Here is a 19,722-nt window from a genome sequence, read left to right on the forward strand (position 1 = left end):
GGCCTGACTTCGGCCCATTCCCGCCCTCGCGCCTTCGTTCACCTCTTCAGCAGTCCACCTCATGCGCATCGTTTTTGCCGGAACCCCGGAATTCGCCCGTATCGCGTTCGACGCCCTGCGGGCCGCCGGCCACGACATCCCCTTGGTCATGACGCAGCCGGACCGGCCGGCGGGGCGCGGCCTGAAGCTCACGCCCAGCCCGGTCAAGCAGGCCGCGCTGGACGCCGGCATCGCCGTCGCCCAGCCGCGTAGCCTGCGCCTGGATGGCCGCTATCCCGACGAGGCCGCTGAAGCGCGCGCCATGCTGGAAAGCGTGGCGCCCGATGTCATGGTGGTGGCGGCGTATGGATTGATCCTGCCGCAATGGGTGCTGGAACTGCCGCGTCTGGGCTGCCTGAACATCCACGCCAGCCTCCTGCCGCGCTGGCGCGGCGCGGCGCCGATCCAGCGCGCGATCGAAGCGGGCGATGCGCGCACCGGCGTCACCATCATGCAGATGGACGAGGGCCTGGATACGGGCGACATGCTGCTCGAACGCATCGTGCCGATTTCGGACGATACCAATGCGGCGCAATTGCACGACGCGCTGGCCGAGGCCGGCGGCGAAGCCATCGTCGCGGCGCTGGACGCGCTGGCCAAGGGCGGCCTGACCGCGCGCAAGCAGCCGGAAGACGGCGTGACTTACGCGGCCAAGCTGGACAAGGCCGAAGCCGCGCTCGATTGCACCCAGCCCGCCGAATTGCTGGCGCGCCGCGTGCGCGCCTTCAATCCGGTGCCCGGCGCCAGCATCCGCCTGCCGGGACTGCCCGATGCGGTGAAGGTCTGGCGTGCGCAGGCGCTGGACGAGGCCACCACGGCCGCGCCGGGCAGCGTATTGCGCGCCGACGCGGCGGGCATCGACATTGCCACCGGTCAGGGCGTGCTACGTCTGCTTGAACTGCAAAAGGCGGGCGGCAAGCGCCAACCCGTGGATGTGTTCGTGCGCGGCTGGCAGCCGGCCTGAACCCGCCCCAAGACGGATCACGCCCGGCAGCGCGCGAGGCATCAGCCCTTGTGGCGCGCCGCCAGCAGATCCAGGTAGGCGCCCGACAGCAACTGCTCGGGCGCGACGCCCAGCCCGGCCATCAGCGTGCGGGCTTCTTCCATTCCTGCCTCGACGGTCTCGCCCTCGCGCAGCACCACTTCCAGTTCCAGGAATTCGCCCAGGCCTTCCACCCGGTCCAGATGGATGCGGGTGCGTCCGGCCATGAAGACCGTACGGTGCTTTTTCACGCGGCCGATTACGCCGTAGGCGTGCGATAACGCCTCGCGCAGGGTGTCGGGTTCGTCCGTGGGCGAAATGACGTAGAAGCTTTCCTTGGGACCGCTGTCGTCGGCGCGCTGATAGAAGATCAGCTCGCTGGAGCCATCTGCGAAGGCGCGCAGTTTCAAGCGGCCATTGGCGCACGTGAAGAAGGTGTCGTCCTGGTCGATGAACGCCGGTTCCTGGCCGGACAGCGCCGCGGCCAGGTGTTCGATGGCGTCCAGGCTGTCGACCCGCGCCTTGATTTCGACGTTGCGTGCCATGGGCGCCTCGGAGTTCAGTAAAGTGAGCTGGCCACGCGCGCGGGCAGGTCGCGGTCGTAGGCCACCCCGTCGAAGGTGCCGGACGTCAGGTCGGAAAGCATCCGGCCGACGCTGGGCAGCGCGGTGCGGGGAATCTGCGTGTCCGGATCCCACAGGCGCGAGCGCAGCAGCGCGCGCGAGCACTGGAAGTAGACCTTGTGCACGTCGACGATCAGCACGGAGCGCGGCAGCTTGCCGTCCATCTCGAAGCGCGCCAGCAGTGCGGGGTCGACGCTGATGCGCGCCGTGCCGTTCACGCGCAGCGTCTCGCCGACGCCCGGCACCAGGAACAGCAAGGCCACCCGTGGATCGGCGATGACGTTGAGCAGGCTGTCCACGCGGTTGTTGCCGCGGCGGTCTGGCAGGAGCAACGTTTTTTCGTCTTCCACCACCACGAACCCGGCGGGGTCGCCACGCGGCGAGGCGTCCAGTCCATCCGGTCCCGCGGTCGCCAGCAACGCAAAGGGCGCGGCTTCGATGAACGCGCGGTAGTGCGGATGCACGTGGTCAACCTCCTTTTTCAGTGAGGCTTCGCCGGGCGAACCGTAAAGCGCTTGCAGGGCGTCGGCGTCGGTAATCAGGTGGGCGGGATCGGTGTGCATGGGATCTGGGCGTTACGCCAGTGCGTTGGGAAGGTCTTCGACCGTCAGGAAGAGTTCATCGGGGCCGCGGCCGCGCAGGGCGTCCGGGTGGTTATAGCCCCAGGCGACCGACCCGACGCGCACGCCCGCCTTGCGGGCCGCGTCGATGTCGCGCATTTCGTCGCCCACCAGCAGGAAGCGCTCCGGCGCGGTGCCGTGCTGCTTGAGCAGGCGGTCGATCTTGGCGGCCTTGCCGAACAGGTCGGTGCCGCATTCGTAGTCGTCGAAGAGCGCGGCGGTTTCTTCGCCCAGCACGCGCTGCACGTTCTCGACGGAGTTGGAGCTGACCACCGCCAGTCGCAGGCCGCTCGCCTTCAGGCGGGCCAGCGCGTCGGGGATGCCGTCGAACAACTGGACGCTGGGGTCGATGTCCTGCATCAGCGTGCGCACGTGCGTCATGATCGCGGGCAGCTTCCACAGCGGGATGTTCAGGTACTTCAGGATCTCCATCGCGTCGCGGCTGCGCAGTTGCTCGCGCTCGGCCGCATCGATCTGGCGGAAGTTGTACTTGTCCGCGACGGTGTTGAGGATGGAGTTGAACCACGGCATGGTGTCTGCCAGGGTTCCGTCAAAGTCGAAGGCTGCGATGTCGTATTTCAATTCTTGAATCCAGTGCCGGCAGGCCGGTCAAGGACGCCCGTTTCACAGGCGCCTTGCGCGAGCCCTACACGCCGTGCGGGTGAAGAAGATAGTGCACGACCGGCGCCAGGTCTTCAAGCGGCGGGGCGCCGGCGACCACGCGCGCCGCGCTGGTCCAGGGATAGTCCAGGGCCAGCAGCCAGCCGAACACCGCGGCCGAATTGGCGGGCGGCAGGCTGACCATGGTTTCGATCGTGATGGTCAGGCGTTTGGCGCGATACGGGTCGGGCTGAAACGCCCAGTCGTAGCGGCCACAGCCCACGCGTACGTTGCCGGTGGCTTTTTCCGTCATGCCGACCAGCCAGTCGCAGTGGTACTCGGACAGGCGCGCATCGGCGTCCGGGCGCGACAGGTAAAAGGTATAGACGTTGTCGTAGGTCTGGCCGAACTTGCGCACCAGCGTGTCGGTGATGGCGGCCAGGCCATGTGATTCGGGCGGAAAGGCGATGGCCTGCGTGCGCAGGGCCATCTTCAGCACGGCGTCGGGCGCAAAGGCACGGGCCATGTAATGCGGGCGGTTCTCGTCCTTCGCGTGAAAATAGTCGCGCAATACGGACTCGGTGCAGGCGGGGAACAACGAATCGGTGGGCATTGCGGGGGGCTTCCGTTCAGGTCTCAAGCGTCGGTGTCAGGGCTTTCTGACCGGATCGAACCATTTCGAGACGTTGGGCGGCTCGTAGATGGCGTAGCGATCCAGCAGCAAGGCGGGGTCTTCTTCCACCACCAGCATGTCGCGATGCTGGGGACGGATGAATGCTTCTTCCACGGTGTGGTCGATGAATTGCATCAGGGCATCGTAGTACCCGGCGACGTTCAGCAGTCCGCAGGGTTTCTGGTGCATGCCCAACTGCGCCCAGGTCCACACCTCGAAGAACTCTTCCAGCGTGCCGGCGCCGCCGGGCAAGGCGATGAAGCCATCTGACTTCTCCATCATCATGGCCTTGCGCTCGTGCATGTTCTGCACCATGTGCAGCTCCGTCAGCCCCAGATGCGCCTGTTCCTTTTTCAGGAGCAGTTCGGGAATCACGCCGATCACGCGGCCGCCGCCGGCCAGCACTTCATTGGCCACCACACCCATGATGCCGACGATCGATCCGCCGTACACGAGGCCCAGGTCGCGCTTGACGAGTTCGCGCGCCAGCACGCGGGCCTGCTCGATGTAGTCCGGGCGCGTGCCCGGGTTGGAGCCGCAATACACGCAGATATTCTTCAGGGTCATAAAAACGGTGGGAAATTGCCGGCCGCGTTACAGATTGCGTCACGATGCCTTTCGCGAAGCCGATAGTTTACGCAAGGTTGCGCAGGAGCCTTTTTGCGGCCGGCGCGGTGCGGCCGCGCGGCGCGGGCAATGTTTGGACACAGCATGTTCCGGCATGGCCGGTAGACTGAACATTGCGAAAACGACTGGAAGTCCAGCGTCGTGCTGCTTTCACTGACTAGAGGAGCTAACGATATGGAACAAGCAACCCGCACCCCGCAGCAAACCAAACGTCCCTTCGACATGGACGTGCAGGCGATTCGCGCCAAGGCGCGCAAGGACATCGAATCCGGCGCCATCACGGACACCTACCGCGCAGACCGCGAAACCGTGCTGAAGCTCCTGAATGAAGCGCTGGCCACGGAAATCGTCTGTGTGCTGCGCTACAAGCGCCACTACTTCATGGCCCGCGGCCTGAATGCCGAACCCGTCGCCGCCGAGTTCGCCGAGCATGCGACGCAGGAACAGGAACACGCCGACAAGCTGGCCGAGCGTATCGTGCAGTTGGGCGGCGAGCCGGATCTGTCGCCCAAGGGGCTGCTGGAGCGCAGCCATTCGGAATACGTCGAAGGCAACACGCTGGAGGAGATGATCAAGGAAAACCTGATCGCCGAGCGGATCGCCATCGACAGCTATCGCCAGATGATCGAGTACATCGGCGAACTGGACACGACCACGCGCCGTCTGCTGGAAGAAATCCTGGCGGTTGAAGAGGAACACGCCGACGATCTGTCGGACTTCCTGGAAAAGTGACGCGGCGCTGATCCGCCAAAGCAAAACGCCGTCCGGCGCGCGATGCGCCGGACGGCGTTTGTTCTGAAGACGCCCTGGATCAGACCACGTCGGCCCAGAGATCGTATTCGTCGGAGTCGGTGACGCGCACGCGCACCATGTCGCCCGGCTGCAGGGGCTTGTCCGAACTGACGTAGACGCAGCCGTCGATTTCAGGCGCGTCGGCGGCGCTGCGGCCCACGGCGCCGTCTTCGTCGACCTCGTCGATCAGCACGTCGATCTCGCGGCCCACCTTGAGCGCCAGGCGCTCAGCCGAAATGGTTTGCTGCAGCGCCATGAAACGCTCCCAGCGGTCCTGCTTGACGTCGTCCGGCACCGGATCGTCGAGCAGGTTGGCGGGCGCGCCTTCGACGGGCGAATACTGGAAACAGCCCACGCGGTCGAGCTGCGCTTCCTGCATCCAGTCCAGCAGGTACTGGAAGTCTTCCTCGGTTTCGCCGGGAAAGCCCACGATGAAGGTCGAGCGGATCGTCAGGTCCGGACAGATCTCGCGCCAGCGCTTGATGCGCGCCAGCGTCTTGTCCTCGAAGGCCGGCCGCTTCATCAGCTTCAGGATGCGCGGGCTGGCGTGCTGGAACGGGATGTCCAGGTAGGGCAGGATCTTGCCCTCGGCCATCAGCGGAATCACTTCGTCCACGTGCGGGTACGGATACACGTAGTGCAGGCGCGTCCAGACGCCCATCTCGGACAAGGCCATACAGAGCTCGGTCATGCGCGTCCTGACCGGGCGGCCGTTCCAGAAGCCGCTGCGGTACTTCATGTCCACGCCGTACGCGCTGGTGTCCTGCGAGATCACCAGCAGCTCTTTGACGCCCGCCTTCACGAGCCGCTCGGCTTCGTTCAGCACGTCGCCCACGGGGCGGCTGACCAGGTCGCCGCGCATCGAGGGGATGATGCAGAAGCTGCAGCGATGATTGCAGCCTTCGGAGATCTTCAGGTAGGCGTAGTGGCGCGGCGTGAGCTTGACGCCCTGCGGTGGCACCAGGTCCACGTAGGGGTTATGGTCGGTGCGCGGGGGCGCCGCGCTGTGCACGGCGCGTACGACCTCTTCATATTGCTGAGGGCCGGTCACCGACAGCACGCTGGGGTGCACGTCGCGGATCACCGATTCTTCGACGCCCATGCAGCCGGTCACGATGACCTTGCCGTTTTCGGCAAGGGCCTCGCCGATGGCTTCCAGCGATTCGGCCTTGGCGCTGTCGATGAAGCCACAGGTGTTGACGACGACCACGTCCGCATCGTTGTACTCGGGCGTGACTTCGTAGCCTTCGGTGCGCAACTGGGTCAGGATGCGTTCGGAGTCGACCAAGGCCTTCGGACAGCCCAGCGATACGAAGCCCACGCGCGGCGCGCGGCCGGGGTTGGCCTCTTGCGCGGCGGCCGTGATGGCATCGAGCGTGGCGTTGTTGCCGTTGCTGGGGGCAGCGCCGGCGCCTTTGCCGGGGCGGGAATGTTCAATAACTTCCAATCTAATTCACCGTAGGTTCGCGCACGGGCATTCGGCGTGCGGCGGGGTCATCGTCAAAGATTCAGGGCCAGGCCGGAGCGTCCTGGGAGGACAGGTGGCGCAGCGTTTCCGGATGCAGCATGGCGACGCGCAGCAAGGTCTGCGCGGCGCCGGAGGGGTTGCGCCGGCCTTGCTCCCAATCCTGCAAGGTGCGCACGCTTACGCCCAACAACTCCGCGAAATCCGCCTGCGGCAGGCCCACGCGATTGCGCGCTTCGCTGATATGCGACGCCTGCCACCGGACGGACCGGGCAGGCGGTACAGCCTTCTTCATAACTCAATCACTGGGAGGGGGCGGTGCGGCATTCCATTCGCGCCGGCGGGCATTCGGCCGGCGGCCGCACCGATGGGGATAGCGGGGCAGCGCAGGATTATACGGCATTGCCGTAGGCGGGAATAGCGGGATGGTGGGGCCCGTCCGGCAACGGGGGACGGAAAGCCGCGTGGAACCGGGGCCCGCGATTCAGGCCGCAGTGCGGCGATACAGCGCCAGCGTGCCCGCCAGTCCGATCAGCATGCCGCCGCAGATCCGGTTCAGCCAGCGCAGGCCGCCTGCCCGGAAGGCGCGCACCATCTGCGCACCCAGCGCCGCATAGGCCAGCATCGTCGCCACGTTCAGCAGCGCCAGCACGCCGGCCAGGATGGCGTACTGGGCGGGCAGGGGAGCGGCGGGGTTGATGAATTGGGGAAGGAAGGCCGACATGAACAGCAGGGCCTTGGGATTGGTCAGGGCCACGACGAAGCTGCGCAGTCCCAGCGACAGACCGGCGGGGCGGCTATCGCGGGCGTGTTCGGACGGCAGCGTCAGCGCCGTGTCCGAACGCAGGAGTTTCCAGCCCAGCCAGGCCAGGTACGCCGCGCCCACCCATTTGACGATCTGGAAAGCGACTTCGGAGGCGGCCAGCAGCACACCCAGGCCGCAGGCCACGGCGCCGATCAGGACCAGATCCGCCAGCACCGCGCCGCCCATGCCCCAGCAGGCGGCGCGCACGCCGTGGCGCGAGCCGTTGCTCATGGCGAGCAGCGTGGTGGGGCCGGGCGTGACGATGGCGACGGCAGAGGCCAGGACAAACAGCAGCAGCGTGGCGAGGGACATGACGGGCTCCAGGGCAGGGAGCCAGTGTGCCGCGCGGGCCGCCGTCCGTCCAGGTCCGGGCTACCATAGCGGTCTTACTCTTTGATTTCGCACCATGTCCACCCGTTCTGACTCCCCCAATCTGGCCCCCCCGCTTTCTTCCGTACTTCTTGCCAGCGCGGGGGTGGTGGAGGACGTGCTCGACGGGCGCTCGCTCACGGAGGCGCTGGCCGAGGTCGATGGCGCGCTGCGTCCGGCCACGCAGGCCGTGTCGTTCCACGCGATGCGCTACCTGGGCTGGGCCGACGCCGTCGGCCGCGAGATGGTGCAGCGTTACCCCAGCGTGTTGTTCGAATCCCTGCTGCTGGTGTCGCTGACGCTGCTCAAGGAAGAGGGCGATGCGGCCGTCGCCCTGCCCGGCATGCCGGTCTACGCCCCGCACACGGTCGTCGACCAGGCGGTGACCGCGGCCGCCGGGTCGCGCGCCCTGGCGTCCTACAAGGGGATGCTCAATGCCTGCCTGCGCCGTTTCCTGCGTGAACGCGCCGCGCTGGAGGCCGCGGTGGCCGACAGCCCCGAGGCGCAATTCAATCATCCCGGCTGGTGGGTCAAGCAACTTACCGTGGCCTATCCGAAGCAATGGCGCGAGATCCTGGCGGCGTCCAACCTGCCGGCCCCGCTGACCTTGCGGGTCAACCGCCGCCGCGCCACCCGCGAGCAGGTGCTGGCCGCCTTTGAAGAGGCGGGCTTGGCGGCAGAAGCCGTGGGCCAGTCGGGCGTGGTGCTGGCCACGCCCAAACCGGTGACGCAGTTGCCGGGGTTTGCCGAGGGCTGGTGGTCGGTGCAGGATGCGGGCGCCCAGCTCGCGGCCGAACTGCTGGCCCCTGCCGACGGCATGCGCGTGCTGGACGCCTGCGCGGCGCCCGGGGGCAAGACGGCGCATCTGCTTGAACTTGCCGACATCGACCTGCTCGCCCTGGATGCCGACGCCGACCGGCTTGGCCGCGTTGAACAGAACCTGGAACGGCTGGGCCTGGGCGGCGGCCATGTCCGTCTGAAGGCGGCCGACGCCGCCGACCTGGACGCGTGGTGGGACGGCAAGCCCTTTGACGCCGTGCTGGCGGACGTGCCGTGCACGGCGTCGGGCATTGTCCGGCGCCACCCTGACATCCGCTGGCTGCGCCGCGAAAACGACCTGCGCCGCACCGCCAGCCTGCAGACTCGGATCCTGGACGCGCTGTGGTCCACCGTGGCCCCCGGCGGCCGGCTGCTCTATGTGACGTGCTCGGTGTTCCCGATCGAAGGCACGCGCCAGGCCCTGGAATTCCTGCAGCGCCATTCCGACGCGACCCGCCTGGACGCGCCCGGCCAATTGCTGCCAGTTGCGGTCGATGCAACACCCGCGGCGCAACACGACGGGTTTTTCTACGCCTTGTTTGCCAAGCAGTCCTGAATCCCGAAGAATAGGGGCATGACGTAGTTCCGGTGCCGTATGTCCATTATTTCGCGCGTATTTCTTGGGTTGTTGCTGGTATCTGCCGTGCTTTTGACTGCGCCGGGTGGTGTGGCTCACGCGTCCGAGCCGCGCGTGACGCGCGTGGAGCCGGTGGTGCGCGACGGCAACCTGGAAATCGACGCGGACATCGAATTCGAGCTGAACCAGCAGTTGCGCGACGCCGCCCAGCGCGGCGTCGCGCTGTATTTCACGGCTGACCTGACCATCACCCGAGAGCGCTGGTACTGGTTCGACGAGTCGCTGGTGGACACATCGCGCACCTGGCGTGTGGTCTATAACGCGTTGACCCGCCAGTGGCGGGCAGGCGTGGGCGAGCTGTCCTTTCCGGTGGCCTCGCTGGACGACGCCATGAGCGCCATCCGGCATATCCGCAATTGGCGGGTTGCGAAGGCCGGCGAGTTTGATGCGGGGTCGCAATACAACGGGCAGTTGCGCCTCCGGCTGGATACGTCGCTGTTGCCCAGGCCGTTTCAGGTCAACGCCCTGAACAGCAGCTCGTGGGCGCAGGCGACGCCGTGGATGGACTTCTCGTTCATGTTGGGCGACAAGGAGAAAGATCCCTCATGAGGCTTTTGCTTCGGCTGGCGCTGATGGTCGGCGCCGTGAGCGGCCTGGCGCTGCTGGGCCTCTTGGCCTGGTCCACCGGAAACGCCTCGCGTTTTGCGCGCTACTACGACACGCTGCTGGTCCTGAACGGCATCTTTGCGCTGGCGCTCTTTGTCTGGGTTGTCGCGCTGACGGTCCGGCTGGCCCGGCAGATCCGGCGCCGGCAGTTCGGCGCGCGGCTCACCGCGCGCTTTTCCCTGGCTTTCGCCCTGATCGGCGTGGTGCCCGGCGCGCTCATCTACACCGTGTCGGTGCAGTTCATGTCGCGCTCGATCGAATCCTGGTTCAACGTGCGCGTGGACACGGCGCTGGAAGCCGGCCTGAACCTGGGCCGCGCCGCGCTGGATTCGCTGCTGGCCGACCTGGACGCCCGCGCCCGCTCGATGGCCGTGGAACTGAACCGCAGCACCGACAGCGGCGTGACGCTGGCGCTGACCCGGCTGCGCGAGGCCAACGGCGTGCAGGAAGCCATGGTGTTCACCGGCAGCGGCCGGATGGTGGCGTTTTCGACCAGCCAGTACGGCCAGTTGCTGCCGGCCATGCCGCCTTCCACGGTGATGAATCAGCTGCGGTTGGCGCGCGGTTATTCAGCGGCCGAAGCCGACGATCCGGTTACCGCGGGCGCCGAAGGCGGCCTGCATCTGCGCGTGGTGATCCCGCTGAACGGTCCGGACCGCTACGACAACCTGCTGGGTCCGGCCTCCGAGCCGCGCTGGCTGCAACTGCTGCAGCCGGTGCCCGAGCAGATCGCGCACAACGCCAACCTGGTGCAGCAGGGCTTCCGGGATTACCAGGAACTGGCGCTGTCGCGGCTGGGCCTGCGCAAGCTCTATGGCATCACGCTGACGCTGGCCCTGCTGCTGGCCGCGTTTGGCGCCATCGCGGTGGCGCTGTCCCTGTCCAAGCGGCTGGTGCGCCCGCTGCTCAGCCTGGCGGGCGGCACGCAGGCGGTGGGCGTGGGCGACTACCGGCCCCTGCCCGAGCCGCCGGAACGCGACGAAGTCGGCCAGCTCACGCGGTCGTTCAACGCCATGACCCGCCAGCTCGACGAAGCGCGCCGCATGGTCGAAAGCAACCGCCAGCAGCTCGAACGCTCCAACGTCTATCTGGAAAGCGTGCTGTCCAACCTGTCTTCCGGCGTGCTGGTGTTCGACGAAGCGTTCCGCGTCACCACCGTAAACCAGGGCGCCCAGACCATCCTGGGCGCGGACCTGCGCTCGGTCATCGGCCGCCCGCTCGAAACGGCGGACGGCATGCTGGAATTTGCGAATATCGTGCGCCAGGCGTTTTCCACGCACGCGGCGGTCGGCTCCGAGCGCCAGCACTGGCAACAGCAATTTGAAATTGCGCCCGCCCAGACCGAAGGCGAGACCGCATCCCAGCCGCTGACCTTGCTGGCGCGGGGCACGCACCTGCGCGTCGATGGGCGCGGCAACGGTTATCTGGTGGTGTTCGACGACATCACCGAAGTGATTTCCGCCAACCGGACCGTGGCGTGGGGCGAGGTGGCGCGCCGCCTCGCCCACGAAATCAAGAATCCGTTGACCCCGATCCAGCTCTCGGCCGAGCGCCTGGCCATGAAGCTGGAAGGCAAGCTGCCGCCCGCCGAGGCCCAGATCGTGGCGCGCTCCACCAACACGATCGTGAACCAGGTGGCGTCGCTCAAGCAGATGGTGGACGACTTCCGCGAGTATGCGCGTACGCCGCCGGCCGTCATGCAGCGCATCAATTTCAACGCGCTGGTGGCGGACGTGTTGTCGCTCTATGGCTGGGAACCCGAGGGCGCCCCGTCGCGCCTGACGGAAAAGGCCTTGAATCTGGACGTCAACCTGGGCGCCGACCTGCCCGATATCGAAGGCGATCCGACCCAGCTCCGGCAGGTGATCCACAACCTGCTTTCCAATGCGCGCGATGCGATCGCGGAACTGGGCGGGCAGGGCCGCGTCAGCGTGACGACCCAGCTCATGCGCAGCGAACAGCCTGATCGTGTGGCGCATCAGGCGCTGCGTTTCACGGTGGCGGATACGGGTCCCGGCTTCCCGCCGCAGGTCATGCAACGCGCATTTGAGCCCTACGTAACCACAAAGTCCCACGGGACTGGGTTAGGATTGGCAATCGTCCGCAAGATCGTGGAAGAGCATGGCGGACGTATCGACCTTGCCAACCGCAAGGAAGGAGGGGCGCGGATTTCCATCCTGTTGACCCGGCTCGCGCCCGGGTCCGACACTATGGACGCCACCGCGCAAGAAAAGGATAATGCGGCTACGCAATAGGTGGATGCTTTATGGCCAGAATTCTGGTGGTTGACGACGAAGTCGGTATACGCGAACTGTTGTCGGAAATCCTTTACGACGAGGGACACACGGTCGAGCTGGCCGAAAACGCGGCGCAAGCGCGCGCTGCCCGTCTTCGCATGCGTCCCGATCTGGTGTTGCTGGACATCTGGATGCCCGACACCGACGGCGTCAGCCTGCTCAAGGAGTGGGGCTCGCAAGGCTTGCTGGACATGCCTGTCATCATGATGAGCGGCCACGCCACCATCGACACGGCGGTCGAAGCCACGCGCATCGGCGCCATGGATTTCCTCGAGAAGCCCATAACGCTGCAGCGTCTGCTCAAGACCGTTGCCGCGGGTCTGGCGCGTGGCCGCGTGCCGCATGCGGCGCCCGCCGCTGCCAATCCGGCCGTCGCCAGCCCGATCGTGGCGCTGGAAGACGAACTGGATCCGCCCGCCGCGCTGGCCGCCGTGTCCGCCAGCGATGTGCCGGCCACGTCCAACGGCCAGCTGGGCAGCATCTCGCTGGACCAGCCGCTGCGCGAAGCGCGCGACGAATTCGAGCGCATCTACTTTGAATACCACCTGGTCAGGGAAAGCCACAGCATGACGCGCGTGTCCGAACGTACCGGGCTGGAACGCACCCACCTCTACCGCAAGCTCAAGCAATTGGGCATCGAGTCCGCGCGCAAGCGCAGCACATGAAGATCCTGATCATGGGCGCTGGTCGCGTAGGCACCAGCGTGGCGGAAAACCTGGTGTCCGAGCAAAACGACATCACGGTCATCGATTCCGACCCCGCCCAGTTGCAATACCTGCAAGAACACTTTGACCTGCGTGTCGTCCTGGGTGACGGCTCGCAGGTTTCTGTTTTGGAAAATGCCGGCGCCGCCGACACCGATCTCTTCATCGCCTGTGCGGCGTCCGACACCGCCAACATGGTGGCGTGCAAGGTCGCACGCCAGCTGTTCAACATCCCCCGCCGCATCGCCCGTATCCGCTCCGCTGAGTTTCCCGAGCATCCGGAACTCATGAGCGAAGAAGGCTTTTGCATCGACGCGCTCATCAGCCCCGAACGCAGCGTCACCACCTACCTGCAAAGCCTCATCGAGTTCCCCGAGGCCCTGCAGGTCGTGGAATTCGCCGAAGGCCGCGTCAGCGTCGTGACCGTACGCGTGGGGCATGGCAGCCCGATGGCGCATTCGTCCGTGGACAAGCTGCGCGACGTCTGGCCGGACGTGAAGGCGCGCGTCATCGACGTCCTGCGCGACGGACGTCCCCTGCGGGCGGGCAGCGGCACCGTCATCGCCCCGGGCGATGAAGTCGTGCTGGTCGTCGATTCCGACCACGCGCGGCGCGCTGTGCGCAAGCTGCGCGACGCCGAGCGCGCGGTGCGCCGCGTCATGATCGCGGGCGGCGGCAACATCGGCCTGCGCCTGGCGCGCCAGCTTGCCGAGGAAAAGTACAGCGTCCGCATCATCGAGCACGACCTGAAGCGCTGCGAATATCTGGCGACCCAGCTTCCGGACAGCGTGCTGATCCTGCACGGCAGCGGCACCGACGAGGCGCTGCTCGAGCGCGAGAACATCGAGGACATGGACACGTGGCTGGCCCTGACCAGCGACGACGAAGACAACATCATGTCGTCGCTGCTGGCCAAGCGGTTGGGCGCGCGCAAGGTGATCGCGCTGATCAACCGCCACGCGTACGGCGAACTCATGCAGGGCAGCCATATCGACATCGCCGTGTCGCCGTCGCAGGCCACCATGAGCGAACTGCTGCGCCACGTGCGCCGCGGCGACGTGGTGGCCGTGCACCGGCTGCGCCAGGGCGTGGCCGAGGCGCTGGAGGCCATTGCCCACGGCGACCGCTCGACGTCCAAGGTGGTGGGACGCGCGGTGGGCAAGATCAGCCTGCCCAAGGGCGCCAGCATCGGCGCGCTGGTGCGCGGCGAAGAAATCATCCTACCGGACGCCGACACCGTCATCGAAACCGACGACCACGTCATCGTCTTCGTGCCCTCGCGCCAGCAGATGCCGCGCGTGGAAAAGCTGTTCCAGGTTTCGGCCTCGTTTTTCTGATGCGCCGCCCCGTTCACCCCTTGCGTGGGCCGCGAGCGGCCGGATAAGCCTCCATGAAGCGCGTCCTGGCCACCCTGTACATCCTGGGCCTCACCATGGTGATGTTCGCCCTCACCATGCTGATCCCGCTGTTCATCGCCTATGTGGGCGGCGACGCGGCGCGCGACGCCTTCCGCGACGGCTTCCTGATTTCCGTCGGCATCGGCGGCGGCCTGGCCGCGCTGACCCGGCGCAACCGCAGCGAATTGCGGGCGCGCGACGGCTTCGTGCTGGTGTCGGCCGTCTGGGCAGGTCTGCCGCTGCTGGCGGCCATTCCGCTGCTGCTGTACTTCCATGGCGCGGGGCTGCCGCTGTCCTTCACGGGCGCCTATTTCGAGGCGATGTCCGGGCTGACGACCACCGGCGCCACGGTCCTGACCAACCTGGACACCTTGCCGCCGTCGATCAACCTGTGGCGGGCGACGCTGATCTGGATCGGCGGCATGGGCATCCTGGTGCTGGCCGTCGCCATTCTGCCGCTGCTGGGCGTCGGCGGGCATCAGGTGGTGCGGGCCGAGACCCCGGGGCCCATGAAAGACGAGCGCCTGACGCCCCGCATCGCCAGCACGGCCAAGGCGCTGTACGCGGTCTATTTCGTGTTCTCCATCCTCTGCTTCATCGCGTACCGGCTGGCCGGGCTGTCGTGGTTCGAGGCGTGGTGCCACATGGCCACCACCATGGGGCTGGGCGGTTTTTCCACCTGGGACGACGGCTTCGCGCACTTTGACTCCGTCGCGGTCGAAATGGTGGCGATGGTGTTCATGCTGATCGCGGGCATCAACTTCGCCACGCACTTCAATGCCTTCCGCCAGCGCAGTCCGCGCGCCTATTGGCGCTGTCCGGAGGCCATTCCGTACCTGGTCGTCGTGCTGGGGGTCGGGCTGGTCATCTCGGTGTACCTCTTCATCAAGGACGTCTACACCGATCCGCTGGAAGCGCTGCGCTACGGGATGTTCAACACCATCTCCATGGCTACCACGACCGGCTATGCCAATACCGATTTCGCCCAATGGCCGCTGTTTGCGCCGCTGACGATGCTGCTGCTGTCGGGCTTTGCGACGTCGGCGGGGTCGACGGGGGGCGGGATCAAGATGATCCGCGCCATCCTGCTGATCAAGCAGGCCCGCAATGAGCTGGTCACCATGTTGCATCCGCATGCCATCAGCCCGGTCCGGATCAACGGCCGGGCGGTTGAGACCCGCACCATGTCGTCCGTGCTGGCCTTCATGCTGTTCTACGGCCTGTCCATCGCGGTGTTCACCAGCCTGCTGCTGCTCTCGGGCCTGGACCCGATCACGGCGTTCTCGGCCGTGTTCGCCAGCGTGAACAACACGGGGCCCGGCCTGGGTCCGGTGGGCCCCATGGGCACCTTCGCGGTGCTGTCGGACTTCCAGATCTGGGTCTGCACCTTTGCCATGCTGATCGGCCGGCTGGAACTGCTGACGGTGCTGGTGCTCTTCACGCCGATCTTCTGGCGCAAATAGGCGCCCCGACGCCTCGAAATAGTCAGGGATACCCCTAATTAGGGTTATCCCGTCCCCTTTGGAAATCCCCGTCTTTTCTGGCTCCGCGCCGGGCGCTCGCCCAGAACCCGCGCCAATCCTGGGCGGTAAGCGCTTGCTTACTTTTCCTTAGAGGGAAAAACCGGATGATTCGCGATGTTGCACACAAATGTCACGATTTTCAATCGTTTTGCCACAAACCTGCGGCTATCATGCGTTCACAAGCCGCCGTCTAGTGCCCCCCGGGAGGTTGCCGGGCTTCAAGGTCGAACGGCGCATACCCTCATCAAACATTCAAAGGAGTCCGAGATGGAACAAATCCCGTTCATTTCGTCGGCCCCCAACACCCTGGGCATCGAACTCGAGCTGCAACTGATCGACCCCCGCAGTTTTGACCTTGCTGCAGCGTCTGACGAACTGTTGGCCCAAATGGCCAACCATCCTATTGCCGACCGCGTAAAACCCGAAATCACGCGGTCCATGATCGAACTGAACTCCTCGGTGCACGAGCACCCCATGGGCCTCTTGGCCGAAATGCGCGAGATGCGCGACGCCCTGGTTGAAGCCGCGGATGCGGTCGGCGTGTCGGTGGCGGGCGGAGGCGCCCATCCCTTCATGCGCTGGCAAGAGCGCTCCATCTCGGATACCCCGCGCTTCCAGTACCTGGCCGAAATGTACGGTTACCTGGCGCGTCAATTTACGGTGTTCGGCCAACACATCCATCTGGGCGTGAAAAGCGGCGACGACTCGATCAAGCTGCTGCGCCGACTCTCGCCTTACGTGCCGCACTTCATCGCGCTGACGGCGTCGTCGCCGTACTGCGAGGGGGTGGACACCCTGTTCTCGTGCTCGCGCCTGAATGCGGTCAACAGCTTCCCGCTCGCCGGCCACATGCCCCCCGAGGTCAAGGACTGGTACCAGTTTGAAGCCCACCTGTCCCAGCTTCGCGCTTTTGGTCTGGCCGAGAGCATCAAGGACTTGTACTGGGATATCCGTCCCAAGCCCGAGTTCGGCACGGTCGAAATCCGGGTCTGCGACACGCCGCTGACGGTGGAGCGCGCCTGCCAGGTGGCGGCGTTTGCCCAAGCGCTGTCCGTGCTGCTGATGCGCGAGGAAGATCCCAGCGACAACGCCTGGCTGTCCTATCGCAGCAACCACTTCCAGGCCTGCCGCTTTGGCCTGCAGGGCAGCTACGTCACGCCCGACGGGCAGCGCGTGCGCCTGATCGACCATATGCGTGCGCTGTTCCAGCGTCTGATGCCGGTGGCCGAGGAACTGGGTACGGGCGACATGATCGCCGCCTTGCGCGACGACGCCATGCGCGCCGGCAACGACGCCCGCTGGCTGCGCAGCCAGTACCATCGCCTGCGCGACTTGCCGCTGGTGGTGGAAGCCATGTCGAACGCGTGGCGCGGTACGGCGGCGCCCGTTGCGCCGCCGGCAGAGCCGACCGCGGTGCTTCGCCGCCGCATCCGGGCAACGTCCGAACCCATGCAAGGTCTGTCTGCGTCCGAGCCGGGCGTGACCGTGCCGGAACGCTTGCACTAGGCTGCGGCAGGGGCGCGTGCGAGGCCCGCTTGGCGGGCCTTTTTCACTGGCGCGGCATGCAGGTCTGCTTGCGGAGACCGATCTTTCAGGGCGGCTTTGCAGGCCCTGTCGTCAAAAAGTTCCGCGCTGCCGACCGCCGATCGCGCTGATGGACAGGCGGGTTTCGCCCGCCACGGTCCGATGCGCGGCGGCGCGCCAGGCGTGGCCGTAGGCCACTTCGATACTCAAGACGATCAGGCCGTCCGCATTGCGTTGCGCTTCCAGCGCCGCGCAAAGGCGGTCGCGCCAGTCGCGTCCCACGAGTCCGCCGCGGCGGCCTTCGGCCGGGTTGCCGCCCAGGGCGCGCACGTCCTGCAGCAGCTTTTCGGGGCTGCGGTAGGTCAGCGTCAGGATCTCCTGGTCCATCACCGGATCCGCAAAGCCGTTTTCCACCAGCAGGTCGCCGAAGTCGTGCATGTCCACGAAGGACGGCGTGGCCGTGCGCAGGCCGGCGTCCGCCAGCGCCTGCCGCAGTTCGCGAAGCGTGGCCGGTCCCAGACAGGAAAACATCGCCAGGCCGCCCACTTTCAGGATGCGGCGCCATTCGGCCAGCACGGCGTGCGGTTCGCGGTGCCAGTGCATGGCCATGTTCGACCACACCAGTTCCAGCGATTCGGGCGGCAGGCCCGTGTTGGCCAGATCGGCGTTCACGAACGTGGGGGCGGCCGGGCCGCGCCGCGCCAGTTTGCCGATCCAGGCCGACAGGCCGCCTGGCGCGTGACGCTGGCGCGCCTGCGCCAGCAAGGGCTCACAGTTGTCCAGGCCGGTGTAGGCCGCGTCGGGATAGCGTTCGCGCAGCAGCGGCAGGTTGTCGCCGGCGCCGCAACCGGCGTCCAGCATGGCCTGCGGTTGCACGCGGATGTACTGCAGGCGGCCGAGCATGCGGCGCGCCACTTCGCCATAGAGGAATTGGGCGTCGGCCAGGTCGCCGCGGCGCGCGAACTGGCGTGGCACGTCGGCGCTGACGAGGGGCAGGGAGGGGGGCGTTGCGGTTTCTGGCAGGGACATTTCGGTCGCGCTCGCGGGATCTCCCGGGGGCGGAGCATGGTTTGATCTGGGATGGCTCACATTATTGCCCATCCCGGCGGCAGGCTCCGATTGTCCCTACTGAACATGGGGCGACGGTTGTTGTCGCGCCTGGGATGCGATTGTCCGTTGTGCGGGGCTCGGGTCGCGGGCGCGCGGCTGTGCGCCGGGTGTCAGGCGGACATCATGGCCGGACCGCCGGGGGGCTTGGCAAGGTGCCCGCGATGCGCGCTGCGCCTTCAAGCGGGCGGACAGCATTGCGCGGCGTGTCTGGCGCAGCCGCAGGCGTTCAGCCGCACGATCACGGCGTTTGACTATGCGCCGCCCGGCGATGCGCTGGTGCTGATGCTGAAGACGCAGCTGCGGCTCAGCATGGCGCCGGTGCTGGCGCGAATGATGGCGCAGGCGGTGCGGGAGGCGGCGGCGCAGTCCGGCGCGCAAGCCGCCCGCATTCCCGGATCAAGCGGTTTCGACACCGCCGCCGACTGCGGGCGCTGCACCGGGTTCCTGCCACCCGATCTCCTCCTGGTCCCCATCCCCGCCAGCCGCGCGTCGCTGCGACAGCGGGGTATGAACCCGGCAGCCGAGATCGCGCGCAGTCTGGCCGCCGAACTGGCGCTGCCGTCGCCGCGTCTCCTGCTTGCACGGCGGCGCGAAACGCCCCGCCAGGCCACGCTAGGCCGGCGGGCGCGGCAGCGGGGGGCGGCGGGTCTCTTTGTCTGCACCGGCCCGGTTCGCGGACGGCATGTGGCGGTGGTGGACGACGTGATGACCACCGGCAGTACCGTGGGCGCGGCGGCCACGGCCCTGATGGCGTCAGGCGCGGCTAGCGTGACGGTATTGGTGGCCGCGCGCACGCCATGATCTGCCTGCAACGCCGTCTGGATCCGGCCTGGCTTCCCGCCCGCATCCCCGCCCGTGCCCCCGCATGCATCCTGGCCTGCATCCGCCGTTTGCAACGGCACCCGCATCCCCCCTTCACCGGACCGCCGTCGAGTCGCGGTTCCAAGCCCCGCCGCCAAATCGGCGACAATCACGCTCGCGCGGCCGCTTCCCGGCCACGGACCTTTCCACCTCTGCCCGCACCATGTTCCACGTCATTCTCGTCTGCCCGGAGATCCCTCCCAACACCGGCAACGCCATCCGCTTGTGCGCCAATACCGGCGCGCAACTGCATCTGGTGCGTCCCCTGGGGTTCGAGCTGGATGACGCCCGCATGCGGCGCGCGGGGCTGGACTATCACGAGTGGCAGCCTGTGCGCGTGCACGACACGCTGCAGGAGGCGCTGGACGACACCGGCGCCGTCGCGTCCAGCATCTATGCGCTGACCACGCACGCGCAGCGCAGCGTGGCCGACGTCAGTTTCAAGCCGGGGGATGTGTTCGTGTTTGGTCGCGAAAGCGCGGGCCTGTCGGACGAGCATCAGGCGATGTTTCCGCCGCAGCAGCGCCTGCGGCTGCCGATGCGCACCGGCCAGCGCAGCCTGAACCTGTCGAACGCCGTGGCGGTCACGGTGTTCGAGGCCTGGCGCCAGCAGGGCTACGAAGGGGGCGCATAGACGCCGCCCCTCGAT

20 protein-coding genes are annotated in these 19,722 nt (G+C 66.8%); 11 read left to right on the forward strand and 9 right to left on the reverse strand.

Features of this window, described 5'->3' with window-relative positions; genetic code table 11:
* Positions 1-61 precede the first annotated feature (61 nt).
* Positions 62-1,003: a methionyl-tRNA formyltransferase gene (gene fmt / locus HV681_RS05065; RefSeq protein ID WP_175122060.1), complete on the forward strand. Its 942-nt coding sequence runs from the start codon at positions 62-64 to the stop codon at positions 1,001-1,003.
* A gap of 41 nt (positions 1,004-1,044) precedes the next feature.
* Here fmt and HV681_RS05070 read toward each other — a convergent pair whose 3' ends face one another.
* From HV681_RS05070 to HV681_RS05090, 5 genes are all read right to left on the reverse strand, one after another.
* Complete coding sequence (locus HV681_RS05070; protein WP_175122061.1) at positions 1,045-1,566, reverse strand: class IV adenylate cyclase; 522 nt, start codon at positions 1,564-1,566, stop codon at positions 1,045-1,047.
* A 14-nt stretch (positions 1,567-1,580) separates the two neighbouring features.
* Positions 1,581-2,207, reverse strand: coding sequence for a pyridoxamine 5'-phosphate oxidase family protein (locus tag HV681_RS05075; protein WP_175122062.1), 627 nt, complete (start codon positions 2,205-2,207; stop codon positions 1,581-1,583).
* A gap of 12 nt (positions 2,208-2,219) precedes the next feature.
* Positions 2,220-2,846, reverse strand: a complete 627-nt coding sequence (locus HV681_RS05080) for an HAD hydrolase-like protein (protein ID WP_175122063.1) — start codon at positions 2,844-2,846, stop codon at positions 2,220-2,222.
* 64 nt (positions 2,847-2,910) lie between these two features.
* On the reverse strand, positions 2,911-3,477 hold the full coding sequence (locus HV681_RS05085; RefSeq protein WP_175122064.1) for a hypothetical protein: 567 nt from the start codon (positions 3,475-3,477) through the stop codon (positions 2,911-2,913).
* A 36-nt stretch (positions 3,478-3,513) separates the two neighbouring features.
* A complete protein-coding gene (locus HV681_RS05090; protein ID WP_175122065.1) occupies positions 3,514-4,104 on the reverse strand; it encodes an LOG family protein in 591 nt (196 codons plus the stop codon).
* A 234-nt stretch (positions 4,105-4,338) separates the two neighbouring features.
* Between HV681_RS05090 and HV681_RS05095 the strand changes: the two genes are divergently transcribed.
* Complete coding sequence (locus HV681_RS05095; RefSeq protein ID WP_175122066.1) at positions 4,339-4,896, forward strand: ferritin-like domain-containing protein; 558 nt, start codon at positions 4,339-4,341, stop codon at positions 4,894-4,896.
* A 79-nt stretch (positions 4,897-4,975) separates the two neighbouring features.
* Here HV681_RS05095 and rimO read toward each other — a convergent pair whose 3' ends face one another.
* From rimO to HV681_RS05110, 3 genes are all read right to left on the reverse strand, one after another.
* Positions 4,976-6,322 carry a 30S ribosomal protein S12 methylthiotransferase RimO gene (gene rimO / locus HV681_RS05100; protein ID WP_175122773.1) on the reverse strand — a complete coding sequence of 449 codons (1,347 nt, stop codon included), beginning with the start codon at positions 6,320-6,322 and terminating at the stop codon, positions 4,976-4,978.
* A gap of 142 nt (positions 6,323-6,464) precedes the next feature.
* A complete protein-coding gene (locus HV681_RS05105) occupies positions 6,465-6,716 on the reverse strand; it encodes a helix-turn-helix domain-containing protein (protein ID WP_175122067.1) in 252 nt (83 codons plus the stop codon).
* A 189-nt stretch (positions 6,717-6,905) separates the two neighbouring features.
* Positions 6,906-7,538, reverse strand: a complete 633-nt coding sequence (locus tag HV681_RS05110) for a LysE family translocator (RefSeq protein ID WP_175122068.1) — start codon at positions 7,536-7,538, stop codon at positions 6,906-6,908.
* Positions 7,539-7,632: 94 nt separating this feature from the next.
* Here HV681_RS05110 and rsmB point away from each other — a divergent pair, with 94 nt between their 5' ends.
* The 7 genes from rsmB (at position 7,633) to HV681_RS05145 (ending at position 17,084) form a co-directional block, all read left to right on the forward strand.
* Positions 7,633-8,970, forward strand: a complete 1,338-nt coding sequence (gene rsmB / locus HV681_RS05115; RefSeq protein ID WP_175122069.1) for a 16S rRNA (cytosine(967)-C(5))-methyltransferase RsmB — start codon at positions 7,633-7,635, stop codon at positions 8,968-8,970.
* Positions 8,971-9,009: 39 nt separating this feature from the next.
* Entirely contained in the window at positions 9,010-9,600 is a 591-nt protein-coding gene (locus HV681_RS05120; RefSeq protein ID WP_175122070.1) for a DUF4390 domain-containing protein, read from the forward strand.
* On the forward strand, positions 9,597-11,912 hold the full coding sequence (locus HV681_RS05125; protein WP_175122071.1) for a sensor histidine kinase: 2,316 nt from the start codon (positions 9,597-9,599) through the stop codon (positions 11,910-11,912). Before HV681_RS05120 ends, HV681_RS05125 begins: the two co-directional genes overlap by 4 nt.
* A gap of 11 nt (positions 11,913-11,923) precedes the next feature.
* A complete protein-coding gene (locus tag HV681_RS05130; RefSeq protein ID WP_175122072.1) occupies positions 11,924-12,619 on the forward strand; it encodes a response regulator in 696 nt (231 codons plus the stop codon).
* Entirely contained in the window at positions 12,616-13,995 is a 1,380-nt protein-coding gene (trkA, locus tag HV681_RS05135) for a Trk system potassium transporter TrkA (protein WP_175122073.1), read from the forward strand. Before HV681_RS05130 ends, trkA begins: the two co-directional genes overlap by 4 nt.
* A 53-nt stretch (positions 13,996-14,048) precedes the next feature.
* On the forward strand, positions 14,049-15,518 hold the full coding sequence (locus HV681_RS05140; RefSeq protein WP_175122074.1) for a TrkH family potassium uptake protein: 1,470 nt from the start codon (positions 14,049-14,051) through the stop codon (positions 15,516-15,518).
* A gap of 327 nt (positions 15,519-15,845) precedes the next feature.
* Positions 15,846-17,084 (forward strand): YbdK family carboxylate-amine ligase, encoded by a 1,239-nt coding sequence (locus tag HV681_RS05145; RefSeq protein WP_175122075.1) that lies wholly within the window; start codon positions 15,846-15,848, stop codon positions 17,082-17,084.
* 111 nt (positions 17,085-17,195) lie between these two features.
* On the opposite strand, the gene HV681_RS05150 is transcribed toward HV681_RS05145, so the two are convergent.
* Positions 17,196-18,131, reverse strand: coding sequence for a methyltransferase domain-containing protein (locus tag HV681_RS05150; RefSeq protein ID WP_175122076.1), 936 nt, complete (start codon positions 18,129-18,131; stop codon positions 17,196-17,198).
* Between the two features lie 204 nt (positions 18,132-18,335).
* Here HV681_RS05150 and HV681_RS05155 point away from each other — a divergent pair, with 204 nt between their 5' ends.
* Positions 18,336-19,013, forward strand: a complete 678-nt coding sequence (locus tag HV681_RS05155; RefSeq protein ID WP_367647231.1) for a ComF family protein — start codon at positions 18,336-18,338, stop codon at positions 19,011-19,013.
* A gap of 223 nt (positions 19,014-19,236) precedes the next feature.
* Positions 19,237-19,707, forward strand: coding sequence for a tRNA (cytidine(34)-2'-O)-methyltransferase (locus tag HV681_RS05160; protein WP_056559971.1), 471 nt, complete (start codon positions 19,237-19,239; stop codon positions 19,705-19,707).
* Positions 19,708-19,722 lie beyond the last annotated feature (15 nt).

This window comes from Achromobacter animicus, assembly GCF_902859585.1.
In the GTDB taxonomy this organism is placed as follows: domain Bacteria; phylum Pseudomonadota; class Gammaproteobacteria; order Burkholderiales; family Burkholderiaceae_B; genus Achromobacter; species Achromobacter animicus.